Below are 13,700 nucleotides of genomic sequence, written 5' to 3'. Positions count from 1 at the left end.
TTGGCAGTTGTTCGACCTGTAGAGCCTCTTCCTAATATTTTCACTTCATATTTCATATTTTATATTTTTAGCAGCCTTCTCTAGGTTGTTCGCTTTCTTCTCAAGATCTCCAACTTTGCCAAAAACTCGACCGACAACTTTTGATGTACCACCTGAAACAACCGCCAATGTACCCCATGCATAATCATCAAGTCCATATTGTTCTTTTGTTAAAGGATTTTTTCCCATTATCATTTGTGTGCCTTCTTTTATTGCACCAACGCCAGGCGTAATATCGAGCATAAATGATATTTGTTCATTTGTCTTCTTTTCTTCGGCCAGATACGCTTCCATTTTTTCTGGAGGTACTCCAAAATCTCGCAAACTATTTCTTAAGTCAATATTCCCTATATTACGTGTAGCAGCAGGAATATCAACCTTATGACTTGCTAATTTATTCGCAGCCCCCATAATATTATTAGCTACATCTAATCCTGACATCATATCTGTATAAGTGGTTGAGAATGGTTTCTGTGCTTCTACCATATGTGCGGAAACGCTATTATATATCCCGTCGACTTTTACAGTTAGTTCATGTAATGGTGCTCCTGCTTTTTTAAGCGGCAACTTAACTGATAGTGAAAAAGAGGAATTTATTACATATAAAACTTCACTAGCGTCGCATTAAACTAATGCAACCTGGAATATTAATCTGAATTTTCTTTTATTATAAAACTCATAAAAAAATCCTTTATAATGGCTTGGCGGTAGTAACCTGTCCAAATCCAAAACAAAGGACATCTCATGGAGAAGATTACACGAAAAACATCATTTAAACAATGGCTTTCACCAATTTCTACTTCATTATTTGAAGAACAGGTGAAAAAGCATCATTTAAACCACTATACAAAGAAACTTCATATGGCTTCATTTATGAAATTACTTCTGTATGCACAACTCCATGAAACCGAGAGTTTACTTGCGTTGAGTGCTTGCATCTTCTCAGAAGAATTGCAGAACACCACCGAAAAAGCATCAATGAGCGGAATGTCGTCGAACAAAATCAGGAGTGAAGCTTCATTTACGGCTTGTCTTTATGGAAAAAGGGTATTCGTAGATGACAAAGAATGCATGTATGTGTTTGACAGCGGCTACTTAGATTATGAGCGATTCGACCATATGACGGATAAAGGTTACTTTTTTGTCTCACGATTACGTAAAAATGCGGTGACACAGGTGATTGAGAAATTCTCTTTCCCGAAAAAAGCCGCTGTGATCTCGGATGAAATGATTGTGATTGGGATTGGCACGACACAAAATCGTTCTGAAAACGCATTTCGTTTCATCAAGGTACTCGATTCAAAAGGAAATGAACTACATTTACTGACGAATCGATTTGATTTGGGCGCGGACGAAATCGCTGAGTTACATAAGTCACGCTGGGCCATAGAATTGTTTTTCAAATGGATGAAACAACATTTGAACATCAAGAAGTTTTACGGTCAGAACGAACAAGCGGTGCACAATCAAATATACATTGCAATGATTGTGTACTGTTTACATGTGCTAGCTCAGTTGTCTTCGCAAAGTAAGCGAACCTATTTGCAAATCAGTCGCTTTTTAAAAGCGTCGTTATGGAACCCTGCACACATTTGGCAACGTAAAATCCAAGGAAAGAGCGTTCCATAAAACTTTTTATGTTTCTGCTAAACGAGTCGAAGGTTTTAGTAAAAAAATGGATGTTTACTACCTCTGTTAAAGTATCTTTGTTTTGCTTTTTATGGAAAAAAACAAGAAACGGAACATTCAAAACACTTTTACGCGACACTAATGATGGAAATATTAAAAATAAATTTAGTCTTTTTTTTCATTGACAGATTGTCGCCAACCTGGAAAAAAGGGATTCATTCCTTCCCCTCCATAAGTAATCTTCACTTCATTTTCAGTTAAATTTGTTATTGTAAAAAATTCATTCTCAAATTCTACTTTATTTAGTTTAGAATGACATCCCCAACTTTTAGTAGAATAACTCAACCATTCACCTAATTCATATAAATCAGGGTAGTCTTCTAGTTTAATAGAGGGATTATTCTCAAATTTCACCTGATAAATTTTAGGTACTAAAACATTATCGATCTTATTTATTGCATTAAAAATTTTCTTTTTGAACATAATGGCTTCCTCCTAATTAGTATATTTTTGGGTGAAAAACCCTTAATATTATTATACTATGACTACTTATACTTATGTAAAAGGTCATTAAATTCTTTTATAACCGTTCCCTTGTCAGGTGTCCATTCAACTTTATCAACTGTTTTTTGCAATATCAAAGTGATTCTTACGCAGATTTGGTGAAATCTCATATAACGTTGTTACCGTATAAAATTTTATTCTTTCAAAATAATAAATCAGAGTTTATATAACATGCACTTTTGCAATATAGCTAAACCAGCTCGCCCATACAACATTCGTTTGATTGATTTCAAGCGATTTACCTGCCCTTCTAACACGCCATTACTATAGGGAAGAATAAAGGCATGCTTCACGGCTTGTAAATCGTTGCGTAAATGACGGCATATGGATAAAAGGGTTGTTCTTTATGGGAAAGTTGTTTTCTTAGCCATTGCAAAAATCCTTCATAATCAGATTGTTTTATCATTGTACGATACTCTTGTATGACTTCATAAACAGTTTGGAGATTAGGATATTTTTTGAAACATCGCTCTAAATCCCTTCTTTCTGAGGTATTCAGATGATTCGGATGAATCCAAAACTATCTGGCAAGACGTTTTCTAGCTATTTGATAGGTAGGAGATGGGGGATTAGCATGTTTCTGTTTGCGCCTTATCCCTTTCAACAAGTGTGCGCATAGCTGAAAAGGTGCCGTTATCCCCCTTCTTACGGATAAGTGGATCAATCGTTTTAAGTGTTTTTCCCTCTTTTTCAAGACGAATAATAGATTCACGATACCCTTGAGCTGGACTGATGCGACAACGATTGGTAGTAGGTGGGTCAAATTTGGTTGACAATCTACAATTGTTCAGCTTTTTCTTGTTTCACTTTATAATCTGGCTGATAAATTAAGGGTAAATGCTCTAACTTAAACACTTTATACATTGGATCCATCTCTTCCGGATTTTTTAGTTCCAGCAGATGCCCACGGCACCAACTGACAATATAATGATTATTTTCATAATAAGGTTTGCTACTAATGTACTTTTGTGAGTGATGGAATCGCGGCAATTTCATAATTTCATTGGCAACTTTCGGTTTTTCCGCAATAAATAACGTTTTCCCCACAACTTTTTCCTCCTTAAACAAAAAAAGGACACACCCACGCTATGGTTATGCGTAGGTATGTCCTTTTGCAATATGATTTTTTAGTATTGGATTACTTTATATGATAACATTCCCTCTATTTATATACAAATAGAATTGTAGCTCAATAAGACCTCTAAACATCTATTGTTCGATTTAAACACATTTAAACCTATAAATAATATAAAGATTGATGAATTCCAATACATCTCTTGTTTTGATTTCCCCCCGAATAATATAAGAATACTTAACGATAAACATTGCTACGATTTTTGTAAATCAACAATACCCTTCAAAGCATTTGTAATGCCTACGTATCAAAGTGTTCACATTTCTTTTTTATAAACAGCAATTTCTTAAGTTAAAATATATGCTAAGGCAGGAACTCTTGATATACTTTCTTGTTCTAATGAAAAGTTGTTTGATATGTCGTAAATGTTCTGCATGTGCAATAGTAAAAAGTGTTTAATTTCATGAAAAGGTGCACTAGATTTTAACAGTTGTAGCAACCACCGTTATTTTACCAATACACTTATTACTTGAATAAGGCTTGCACCTTTAAAGCAACTTCTTTAGGCTTTACATCTATAGATGATAGCATTTCTATATCTACCCACATTGGCAAATATGAACATCTGTTTCTATTTATGTCAGTGAACTCCGCACCTTCACCAGTACCAAAGTTTCCTTTAATGATTTCAGTCAGGAAAAAGTATTGTGTACCATTAAATTCAACTTTCGCAATACATTCTTTAACTTTAACTTCAACACCCAATTCCTCTATGGCTTCCCTCATTGTTGCCTCTTCTGGTGTTTCACTATCTTCAATTCCACCACCAGGAAAAACATAATATACAGAACCATCCCTAATTCTTTTAATTAATCCAATTTTATTAGTAAGTATGGTGCACGAGAGTTAGCTGCTTTATGTATCTGTATTAGTCACATGTAGCAAGCAATTCTCTCATTTCAACTTTATGCCAATACAGCTACACTTATGCTTAACCAACGTTTTAACCGATACGCTGTTTTATTTCTATAGGTTGTATTTTCCCTTTTAGTTAAAAGACAACTAAACGATTTGTCTCCCCCCTAACTAGTACACTTATTATTTTCAACGTATATGTATTTTAGATGCTACTATTTTTCAAGTTCCTAATCATTTATCATTTGGCTTCTATATTATTCTGGTTCAGGAGAATGTGCAAAAACAGCCGGCATTAAGATTCAGCTAGAATATGATTTACATAGTGAAAAATTCCTCAATGTTCAAATAGAACCAGGGAAAAATATTGTAATAATTTAAGTAGCTGACTTCTACACGAAGTCAGCTCTATTTAACGTTTTAAACCCGAAGTTATCGAAGGAGGTCTCCCTTTTTTTAGAAGACCTAAAACGTGTACAAATATTAATGATGATTCCCATCTGCATATTGAATCAACATCATTTTATGATGATTACCGTCTGCATATTGCGGTTTTTCTACTAATGTGTGTATCCCGAACGTTAAAGTTAAAACCATCATACTTCCCATTATACTACCTATCATTTTCTTCATTTTAGTGCCCCCTTATCAAATACTTTCTTTCTTGCTTGTGTACTTAAATAAAAATACTTACTTGCTTTTGTGTGATTATCCTCTTTATAGAACTTAATCGCTAAAGCCTCCGTAGATTCATACATATACGTATATAATTCTTCTCTTTCAAAATACTCATTTCCTGCTAATACAATTTTTTCAAACTCTTCAGCAGAAACATTTTTGTTCCTAGCATCCAAAATCATAAAACGATGTTGATATTCCTCATGTTCCAATGCATTACAAATTTGTAACCCTTTTTTAATCAGTTCCCCTGCTATTTCGTGTTCTTTGAGCTTGAAATGTTCTTGTGCTTCAATAAACATTGCTCGATAATTTCCTGATGTTTTTAGATTTACTTCAGATAAATATCGAATAGCTAGACTTGAGAGGTTTTGACTTGCATATAATAATCCTATATTATGTCGAACCATTAAAATATAATATTCTTCATTGTTTTTTTGAAATTGATCCATTGCAGTTGTAAAATGTTCCTCAGCTAATTCCCACTCTTTCAAATGAGTACAAGCCAGCCCTAACATATTTTCACAAAAAGCAATATTGGTTTCATAACCAGTAAATTTAAGGTAAATATCTTTTGCCTTAGTAACATGTTTAACTGATAAAAGTCCTTTGTATATATCATAATAAAACGAGCCTAATTTATAATGAAACTCAGCTTCTTCTAGCTCATCCGGAATATGTTTTAAAAGGACTTCTGCCTTATCAAAGTGTTCTCTTGCTTCAGTATAGCTACCTGTAACACTCATATAAATTGCTTTAAAGAAATGATAATAATAAGATAAACGTTCATCTGTTGGTGTTCCAAAAGATTCGACTTGATTAAAACTATCTTTCGATATACTCATATTGTCTATTAAATAATTATATCGAAAATCAAGCAGAGAATAATAAAGTAATAAATCCTGTTTCTGTAATAACTCCTGTTTCTCCTCTTTTAGTTCTTGAATCAAACTATCAATCTGTTCCTTCATACTATGAGCTTTCGCGATATGTCTTGAACGAATTTCGATATACCAATCATTCAATAGTTTTATCAATCTGTCATTCCTCACGATTACGGACATATAAATCCTCCTTATTACAGAATTATGCATCTTAATATTAACAAAAAATTCCACATCAATACTTCTTTTTTAATTTTATCCATAAAACACATAATATTCAGAATTATAACCTGAAATATCCTTAAGTTAATGAGCATGAGAATCCCCTACACTTCCTACGAAAAATTATAAATAATATAGAAGCGCTCTATACAGCGGTCACCAAAAGAGGGTACCATTATTTCCCAACACAAATATGCACATAGCAAAAATATACAAGGCTTACTGTCCATTTTTAGCCCGTAAGCCTTTCATTTTATAAGATGATATAATCGTTTGTTATTTCTTCTCTTTCCTCCGAAACCGCTCATGTATATTATTCCACTTATACGTTCCTGCTTCGTTAAATTCTGCTAGTTCCATGGATAAGGCGAAGTAGCGTTTGGCGGCGAGGTCTGCGAAGTGTTCTTTCATCATGTTGAATAGGCGGTCGCATGTTTCTGTTTTGTCTTGTGTGGTTCGCCCGGCTCCAATTTTAAGCGTCGCATGGACGAATGCATCCTCTTCTTGTCCGTCAGCGATATAGTAATCTTGTAATTCGATTGCTCTTGAACGAATCCCTCCTGTTGGGAAGATGTCACTTCGTGAAATAAGGATATCGTTTACTTTTTTTAATAGTTCTTTCATATTCGCTTCTTCTTTTATATTATCCGTATACTCGACTATAAAATGCGGCATGGACGTAGGCCCCCTTCTTTTTATAGATTACTAGAATAAGAGTAGCCGTTCTGTTAGCTACTCTCTCGATTTCTATCGTTTAGAAAACGTTTCTTCCCCAACAATGGTATTGATCAGACGGCCTATTCCTTCAATTTCGGTGATGACTTCGTCTCCTACTTTCGTATCGACGGATCCTTTTGGCGTACCTGTTAAAATGATGTCTCCTTTACTTAATGTCATAAAGCTACTTAAGTAGGCAATTAAGTCCCGGATGGAAAAGATCATATCTTTCGTTGTTCCTTCTTGCGTCAGCTCGCCATTCACATATGTACGGAGCGCTAAGTTCATCGGGTCGTCAATGTCGGATGCATCGACAATCCATGGACCGATTGGCGTACATGTATCGCGGTTTTTCACTCTCAAATTTGGACGATAATAATTTTCTAAATAATCCCGTATTGCATAGTCATTCGCTACTGTATAGCCAGCGACGTAATCGTATGCCTCTTCTTTCTTAACGCCTCGAGCTGTTTTTCCCATAACAACAGCTAGCTCACATTCATAGTGCATATATGTTACATCTTCTGGACGATATGTTTGACCACGGTGACCGATGAATGTGTTAGGTCCCTTTAAGAAGACAAGGGGTTCTGTTGGCGCGTTAAATGATAACTCTTTTGCGTGATCTGCGTAATTTAGGCCGAGGGCAAATACTGTTCGCGGCTCAACTGGTGGGAGCCATGTTACTTCCTCTTCTACTAGCATCCGTCCATCATCTAATTGCAACTTGCCATCTACTTCAGTTGCGTAGTAAATCCCACCAGCATATGCGATGCGCGCTCGTTTCATCGTACTCCTCCTCTCACAAGTTCTTTTTCTAAAACGACTTGATTTTCTAAGCTGCCAATTCCTTCGATTTCAATTCGAATGCGGTCTCCATTTTTTACGAGTGGTGGATTTTCCGGGACACCAACAAGCAGTATATCTCCTTCATATAAAGTCATAAATTCTGTTACATCTGCGATAAGTCGTTCCACTGGTCTAATTAAGTTTTTCGTATGATTTTCTTGCCGCAATATACCGTTCACATATACTTGAATGCTTACATCATTTGGGTTTTGAATAGCCCCTTTCTCTATCACCCATGGGCCAACTGGACAAAATCCATCGCGTGCTTTTTGCTTAATCGCTGGGCGATACACGCTTTCATGAGGTATGCTGATGTCATTTACAATCGTATATCCTTGAATATATGTTAACGCTTCTTCTTCCCTTACTTTCGTCGCTCTTTTTCCGATGACAATTCCTAGTGCTGCCCCAACTTCTAACTCCCTTTCTTCACTCGGTAACGGAATCGGCATTCCCCGGGCAATCATTGTGTTTATCGGTTTGATATATAAAATGGGAGCCATTGGCGCTTGTTTATATGGCAATTCATGTACCGAATTTCCTAATGCGGCAAGTGCTCCTTTATAATTGAGCAATGTCCCGTAAATATTTCCTGAAGTTGGAATATCCAATGCAAGCTCGTGACTTTTATACTCTTTTCCGTTCCATATGACCATATCTTCTGTTATATGTAGCTCCGCTTCTTCTATTTGGGATCGGCCATAACATTTAAACTGTATTTTCCTCATATTTTCCTCCCTCATTTCACTTAATGATGACTAATACCTTTCACATTGCTTCCTGTATTCGACTTCACCAATATTTCTTCAAAATTACCCGTCTTACTTCTTTTCGCAAATAAAATTGTACCTATATAAGCTCCAAGAAATCCTAACGGAATGGAGACAATGCCTGGGGAAGACAATGGAAATAACGGTTCTCCTACAAAAAGCGCTTCTCCTACTTTCGGACTCCATACACTCGGACTAAGCGCAACGAGAATCATACTGCCAAGTAAACCTACGAGCATGCCTGTAATGGCTCCTGCTATATTAAAACGCTTCCAATATACAGTAAATAAAATGACAGGCAAATTAGAGCTTGCTGCAACTGTTAATGCTAATGATGAAAGAAAGGCGACATTCATTTTTTGAACAAACAATGCCAATATAATAGAGAAAACTGTAATGCCAATCGAAGCAAATCGCGCCATGCGAAGCTGTTCCTTTTCAGTCGCTTTTCCTTCTCGAATAATTTCATTATAAAAATCATGAGAGAATGCGGTTGCCCCTGTGACAACAATTCCCGCTACGACAGCAAGAATAGTAGCAAAGGAGACAGCTGATATAACAGCAAATAACATGTCACCGCCTAATATTTTGGCTAGCAATGGTGCCGCCATGTTTCCCGCTGGATTCGCTTTCATAATCTCTGTAGCTCCAACGAATTTTGCAGCAGCAAATCCTAAAAAGATGACCATAATATAAAATAAGCCAATGATCCAAATGGAATAAGCAACAGATTTTCTCGCTACTTTTGCATTTGGAACGGTTAAAAAGCGGCTTAAAACATGAGGAAGGCCAGCTGTACCAAGAATTAAGCCAAGCGTTAAAGAAAAGGCATCTAATCCATTTGTATATTTTGCACCTGGATGTAGGTAAGCCTCTTGAAGGGGCGTTGCTGTTTTCATTTCTTCAAAAATCCGAAAAACATTAAAATCGAATTTGCTCATTACCATGATGAAAATGAGAAATGTCCCGCCTAATAATAAAAATGCTTTCGTAATTTGTACCCAGCTCGTCGCTGTCATACCGCCAAAAATAACAAATACAAGCATAACAAGCCCTACAATAACGACAGATATTTCATATTGAATATTTAATAGTAATTTAAAGAGCGCTCCCGCTGCGACAAGCTGTGCAAGCATGTAAAAAACAGAAATCGTAAGGGCATTAAATGCCGTAATACCTCGCACTTTTTTATTTTGAAAACGCTCTGTAATCATATCTGCCAATGTATATTTCCCTAGATTGCGAAGCGGTTCGGCCACTAGGAGCAAAACGACTAAATACGATACAAGCGCACCATACATTAAAAAATATCCGTCATATCCTAGAAGGGAAATCGCACCAATAAGACCTAAAAAAGAAGAGGCTGACATAAAATCACCGGCAATTGCAAAACCATTTTGCCATCCCTTTAGTCCCCCTCCAGCTGTATAAAAAGAACGCGCATTACTTGTTTTTTTCGAGGCATAATAGGTAATAACAAGCGTCATAATCACAATGAATCCAAACATTACTACCACTTTATAGTCCATCTACTTTTCTCCCCTCTGCCTCTTCCCTTAACACTTGCTCAGCTAATGCATCAAAGTAAGCTGCTTTTTTTACATATAGATGACAAATGACAATAGTCATACCAAACTGAGCAAAGGCATATACCCAAGCCCATGATATAGAACCAATCGCTGGCTTTGTTAATACATCTGTATCCAATGTTAAAATCGGTAAAAGTAGCGCAAAACAAATGAAAAAGATTGTTACAGAAACTGTAAATCTTTTTCTCTCGCGCAATAACGCTTTAAATTTTTCTGAATTTGCAATCTCCTCGTAATTTATGTTTTTGGATTTTATCATATAAAACCCACCTCATCCTTTATTCAACTTTATCCCGCTATTTTAAGAGCATAAGGCTCTCTATATCGCTAAGTGATCTAGTAAAACGTACCGATTGATATCATATACATTTGCGTTTCCAAAAATAGATTGGATCCATTTTACTTTTACCTGTTTATTTAATACATCAATGGGGCAATTGGATAACTGCAGAAGAAGCTGCTGTTCTTTTATTTGTTGACATACTCCCTTATAGAAAATTTGATCAATCTCTACCACAATATGATAAACGCCAGGTACTGGTAGCATATAATCTTGTTCCACGAACACTTCAATAAATCTATACGTTTCGTAAAAAAGGGAGGATTTCTGTACAATTCCCCTTATTTCATAATAATCACCTAGATAATTCGGAATATCATGTGTTGCTCCATGGGAAAGTAGTTTTCGAATAGCGGTTGAACTAATTTTATGATGACGGTGCTCTATTTTTGGAATCGTTGTAACTTCAAATTTATTCTGTCCTTGTTCTTTTAATAGCTGCATATTGCCTCGCCCTTTATATCCGTAATGATAGTCAAATCCGGCAACAACATGCTTGCAGCAAAATCCGATAATATATGTTTCCACAAACTCTTGATTAGATAGGCGGGCGAATACAGGGTCAAACTTAACTACGATTAATTTTTCAACACCCATATTTTTAAAACGCTCTTCTTTCACTTTCAAAGGTGTTAAATATTTCATCGGGCCATCAGAAGGACTCACAACTTCCTTTGGATGTGGGTAAAATGTCATAACAGCAAATGTGATTTTCTTTTGGTTGGCAATCTCTTTTGCTGTTCTAATGAGCTTTCTATGACCAATATGAACGCCATCAAAGAAGCCAAGTGCAAGCACACATTCCTCTGTTTCTTCTCGTAACGTTTTAGAAATGGAGTGTTGCATATACAGCGTCTTCACCTTATCACCTCACCTATCATTTTCACAAACTATTCTGATAATCTATAGCACAAAATCTGGTTTTCTCTGTTCTAACGTTGGACTTGCCTCTTGGATTCTTTCCCCTGTTTCGATATCTAAAAATGGAGATGTTTCATTAAACCAGCTATCCGGTGCTTTATGCCCCCAGAACGTTTGGCGTCTTGGATCATTTAAATCCCAGCGTACTGGATTGAAATCTGGATCACTTGTTAAATAATCTCCGTTATACAGCTCAATTCGGTATCCATCTGGGTCTCGTAAATACAGGAAGAATGCATTCGATAATCCGTGGCGTCCAGGACCTCTTTCCATATTTTCACCATAGCCAAGTGATGCAAGGACATCGCAACAATGAATAAGTGCTAATGGATCTGGTAACCAAAAGCCAATATGATGAAGGCGTGGTCCTTCTCCATTCATAAATGCTTGGTCGTGTACCGTTTGTTTCCGGTGAAGCCAAGCAGCCCATACGCGATCATCTTCTGTTGCTGTATATTCAGAACATGCAAAACCAAGTTCATTGACAAAGAAGTCGTAAGCTTTCTCTACATCTGGCACAGCGCAGTTTACATGATCAATACGCTGAATTCTTGCTCCACGATATTGATCATAACGCTGAATCATACGCTCAGCCCCCTTCATCTTACAGAAGAATTCAAGGGGCATTCCTGATATATCATGAACATGTAATGCCCTGCCCAGTGCATATTGTGTTCCTTCTTCTTTCCACTTTGTTTTTAATCCTTTTGATTGAAAAAATGCTGCTAGTTTATCTAAATCTGCTTCACTCTTCACTTTATACCCAAGTGCATGAACCCCTAGCTGCTCTGATTTTTTCAATACTAAGCTATGATGAACATGTTCTTCTAACCCTCTTAAATAAATATGCTCCTCATCACATTCCGTCTCGACAAACCCTAAAGCGTTTACATAAAATTCTCGCGAACGATCCAAATCTTTCACATTTAGAATTGTTCTTGCAATGCGAATAATATTAAACTCCATTTGTTGCACCTCCACATTTTTATACTTTTTCGATTAACTCTTCCGAGCGATTTAAAAACTCTTTTACGCGGTCCACATATACTTGCTTATCGTAGCCATTATATAGCGCGCTTGCCATTCTAACTGGATCTCCGAAAAAGAAGCGTTCATACAATGTCTGTCTCGTGCCAAATGCACTCATACAAACATCCCAAGCTAGTCGATATAATTTCACACGATTATATGCGTCCCCATTTGCCGCTTGTAAATATTTATCTAAATCAGGGCGTAATTCCGATTGAAAATCTGATTCGGATGGAATTGCCATTAAACCACTTGCTCCAAGCAGTTGCATAATTTCACTAAATCTTGGGTAAATTTTTGGATAGTAATGGCGTGCAACATTTAATGGTGTAAAGTCCGGTGTCATAATGCCCCACTTATCCAGCTTCGCATTCGCTTCTGCCGCCGTTACGTATGCTTTCACTGTTTCAAGCGCCATAATAACTTCCGACATCTTTTCTTGTACATGTTGAAACTGACCGATATTAATCGTTTCTACCATGAGCTGTAAAATTCCTAATACAAATTCCGTTTTTGCGATATTTTTTGAGACAACTTGATGCGTCATATGAACAACCGCATTACTTTCATTGTAAGCTTGATTACAAACGCCAACATCCCCTAAGGCAAACACCCGATTCCAAGGCACTACGACATCATCAAATACGACAATCGTATCCATTTCTTCAAATCTCGATCCAAGCGGATGATCAAAATGAGACTTTCCGTAATCAAATGATTCACGGCAAATAAACTTCAGGCCCGGTGTATGATTTGGAATTGAAAAAGCATATGCATATGGATTTTCCTCTTCGGATTGTTTTAAAAGAGTCGAAGGAAACACCATAATTTCATCGGTAATTCCTCCTTGCGTTGCGAGTAAACGCGCTCCGCGAATGACTACGCCTTCTGACGTTTTTTCTACAATGCGCGCAGCAATATAAGGATCAGATAATTGCGATGCATTAACCGCACGATTCACTTGCGGCTGAATTAATGTATGTGTTAAAGATAAATCATTCTCGCGACAATACTCATAATACTCCGCCATATTTTTCGCATAAAACGCATCTTGTTTTCCAAACATTTCAGCAGCCGATCCGTAAGCCATCATTCCCGCGTTAATATAATCTGGAGAGCGCCCCATCATACCGCCGTTGTACTTTGCCCACTCTTGAATCATTTTGCGGCGCTTTGCTAAGTCTTCTTTTGTTTTTGGTTGCAAAAAGGAAGTGCCGACCCGCTCTCCTGAAGTTGGAGAAGTATATGTCATATACTCTGCTTTCTCAGGATCGTGCTGCATATCATATAACTCAGCTTGCGTTTTCATTACTCCTTTAAAAGCAGGATGTTCTGAGATGTTTCCTTCTACTCTCTTCCCGTCAATCCATACATTGGCATTTGCTTGATCTACTCTTTCGATATATTCTTTTCCTGTTTTTGCTGGCATTTCACTCTCCCCTTTCATGAAACTATTGTTTTTATACTTTCATCTGCAGC

At 36.8% G+C, this 13,700-nt stretch carries 14 protein-coding genes and 3 pseudogenes; 2 read left to right on the top strand and 15 right to left on the bottom strand.

Annotation, left to right across the window (positions count from 1 at the left end; translation table 11 throughout):
- Positions 1-45: 45 nt before the first annotated feature.
- Positions 46-606, bottom strand: a complete 561-nt coding sequence (locus BCER98_RS22895; RefSeq protein WP_011984063.1) for a pre-toxin TG domain-containing protein — start codon at positions 604-606, stop codon at positions 46-48.
- Between the two features lie 177 nt (positions 607-783).
- On the opposite strand from BCER98_RS22895, the pseudogene BCER98_RS05345 reads away from it, so the two are divergent.
- Positions 784-1,668: pseudogene (locus BCER98_RS05345) on the top strand (IS4 family transposase).
- A 165-nt stretch (positions 1,669-1,833) separates the two neighbouring features.
- Here BCER98_RS05345 and BCER98_RS05340 read toward each other — a convergent pair.
- From BCER98_RS05340 to BCER98_RS05325, 4 genes and pseudogenes are all read right to left on the bottom strand, one after another.
- Positions 1,834-2,151: a DUF3884 family protein gene (locus tag BCER98_RS05340; RefSeq protein WP_011984061.1), complete on the bottom strand. Its 318-nt coding sequence runs from the start codon at positions 2,149-2,151 to the stop codon at positions 1,834-1,836.
- Positions 2,152-2,801: 650 nt separating this feature from the next.
- A complete protein-coding gene (locus BCER98_RS05335; RefSeq protein WP_041809543.1) occupies positions 2,802-3,008 on the bottom strand; it encodes a hypothetical protein in 207 nt (68 codons plus the stop codon).
- A 4-nt stretch (positions 3,009-3,012) separates the two neighbouring features.
- A pseudogene (locus BCER98_RS05330) lies at positions 3,013-3,279 on the bottom strand (toprim domain-containing protein); the annotation flags it as partial.
- A 553-nt stretch (positions 3,280-3,832) separates the two neighbouring features.
- Positions 3,833-4,177 (bottom strand): NUDIX hydrolase, encoded by a 345-nt coding sequence (locus tag BCER98_RS05325; RefSeq protein WP_308806023.1) that lies wholly within the window; start codon positions 4,175-4,177, stop codon positions 3,833-3,835.
- Positions 4,178-4,192: 15 nt separating this feature from the next.
- Between BCER98_RS05325 and BCER98_RS22890 the strand changes: the two are divergent.
- Positions 4,193-4,588 (top strand): annotated as a pseudogene (locus BCER98_RS22890) (transposase); the annotation flags it as partial.
- A 117-nt stretch (positions 4,589-4,705) separates the two neighbouring features.
- Here BCER98_RS22890 and BCER98_RS22400 read toward each other — a convergent pair.
- The 10 genes from BCER98_RS22400 to hpaB form a co-directional block, all read right to left on the bottom strand.
- Entirely contained in the window at positions 4,706-4,855 is a 150-nt protein-coding gene (locus BCER98_RS22400) for a hypothetical protein (RefSeq protein ID WP_157671200.1), read from the bottom strand.
- Positions 4,852-5,964 (bottom strand): response regulator aspartate phosphatase, encoded by a 1,113-nt coding sequence (locus tag BCER98_RS05320; RefSeq protein WP_011984058.1) that lies wholly within the window; start codon positions 5,962-5,964, stop codon positions 4,852-4,854. Before BCER98_RS05320 ends, BCER98_RS22400 begins: the two co-directional genes overlap by 4 nt.
- A gap of 318 nt (positions 5,965-6,282) precedes the next feature.
- Positions 6,283-6,681 (bottom strand): 5-carboxymethyl-2-hydroxymuconate Delta-isomerase, encoded by a 399-nt coding sequence (locus BCER98_RS05315; RefSeq protein WP_011984057.1) that lies wholly within the window; start codon positions 6,679-6,681, stop codon positions 6,283-6,285.
- Between the two features lie 72 nt (positions 6,682-6,753).
- The gene (locus BCER98_RS05310; protein ID WP_011984056.1) at positions 6,754-7,512 is read right to left on the bottom strand and encodes a fumarylacetoacetate hydrolase family protein; all 759 of its coding nucleotides are present in this window, start codon (positions 7,510-7,512) and stop codon (positions 6,754-6,756) included.
- Complete coding sequence (locus BCER98_RS05305; protein WP_011984055.1) at positions 7,509-8,300, bottom strand: fumarylacetoacetate hydrolase family protein; 792 nt, start codon at positions 8,298-8,300, stop codon at positions 7,509-7,511. The genes BCER98_RS05310 and BCER98_RS05305 overlap by 4 nt, the downstream gene beginning before the upstream one ends.
- A 20-nt stretch (positions 8,301-8,320) precedes the next feature.
- Positions 8,321-9,871, bottom strand: a complete 1,551-nt coding sequence (locus BCER98_RS05300; protein ID WP_011984054.1) for a solute symporter family protein — start codon at positions 9,869-9,871, stop codon at positions 8,321-8,323.
- Positions 9,861-10,190: a DUF485 domain-containing protein gene (locus tag BCER98_RS05295; protein ID WP_011984053.1), complete on the bottom strand. Its 330-nt coding sequence runs from the start codon at positions 10,188-10,190 to the stop codon at positions 9,861-9,863. The genes BCER98_RS05300 and BCER98_RS05295 overlap by 11 nt, the downstream gene beginning before the upstream one ends.
- A gap of 60 nt (positions 10,191-10,250) precedes the next feature.
- A complete protein-coding gene (locus tag BCER98_RS05290) occupies positions 10,251-11,132 on the bottom strand; it encodes an FAD synthetase family protein (protein ID WP_041809537.1) in 882 nt (293 codons plus the stop codon).
- Between the two features lie 42 nt (positions 11,133-11,174).
- Entirely contained in the window at positions 11,175-12,158 is a 984-nt protein-coding gene (gene hpaD / locus BCER98_RS05285) for a 3,4-dihydroxyphenylacetate 2,3-dioxygenase (RefSeq protein ID WP_011984051.1), read from the bottom strand.
- 19 nt (positions 12,159-12,177) lie between these two features.
- The gene (gene hpaB / locus BCER98_RS05280) at positions 12,178-13,650 is read right to left on the bottom strand and encodes a 4-hydroxyphenylacetate 3-monooxygenase, oxygenase component (RefSeq protein WP_011984050.1); all 1,473 of its coding nucleotides are present in this window, start codon (positions 13,648-13,650) and stop codon (positions 12,178-12,180) included.
- Between the last annotated feature and the right edge of the window lie 50 nt (positions 13,651-13,700).

The sequence above is a fragment of the Bacillus cytotoxicus NVH 391-98 genome, from assembly GCF_000017425.1.
Classification (GTDB): domain Bacteria; phylum Bacillota; class Bacilli; order Bacillales; family Bacillaceae_G; genus Bacillus_A; species Bacillus_A cytotoxicus.
The sequence above is the reverse complement of the archived record's forward strand: the minus strand, read 5'-3'. Positions and strand labels throughout refer to the sequence as shown.

What these genes read in the sequence shown, in the direction of transcription:
- BCER98_RS05315 (WP_011984057.1), bottom strand. Translation starts at nt 6,681, where the DNA reads ATGCCGCATTTTATAGTCGAGTATACGGATAATATAAAAGAAGAAGCG.
- BCER98_RS05295 (WP_011984053.1), bottom strand. Translation starts at nt 10,190, where the DNA reads ATGATAAAATCCAAAAACATAAATTACGAGGAGATTGCAAATTCAGAA.
- hpaD (WP_011984051.1), bottom strand. Translation starts at nt 12,158, where the DNA reads ATGGAGTTTAATATTATTCGCATTGCAAGAACAATTCTAAATGTGAAA.
- BCER98_RS05300 (WP_011984054.1), bottom strand. Translation starts at nt 9,871, where the DNA reads ATGGACTATAAAGTGGTAGTAATGTTTGGATTCATTGTGATTATGACG.
- BCER98_RS05305 (WP_011984055.1), bottom strand. Translation starts at nt 8,300, where the DNA reads ATGAGGAAAATACAGTTTAAATGTTATGGCCGATCCCAAATAGAAGAA.
- BCER98_RS22400 (WP_157671200.1), bottom strand. Translation starts at nt 4,855, where the DNA reads ATGAAGAAAATGATAGGTAGTATAATGGGAAGTATGATGGTTTTAACT.
- BCER98_RS05340 (WP_011984061.1), bottom strand. Translation starts at nt 2,151, where the DNA reads ATGTTCAAAAAGAAAATTTTTAATGCAATAAATAAGATCGATAATGTT.
- BCER98_RS05310 (WP_011984056.1), bottom strand. Translation starts at nt 7,512, where the DNA reads ATGAAACGAGCGCGCATCGCATATGCTGGTGGGATTTACTACGCAACT.
- BCER98_RS05320 (WP_011984058.1), bottom strand. Translation starts at nt 5,964, where the DNA reads ATGTCCGTAATCGTGAGGAATGACAGATTGATAAAACTATTGAATGAT.
- hpaB (WP_011984050.1), bottom strand. Translation starts at nt 13,650, where the DNA reads ATGCCAGCAAAAACAGGAAAAGAATATATCGAAAGAGTAGATCAAGCA.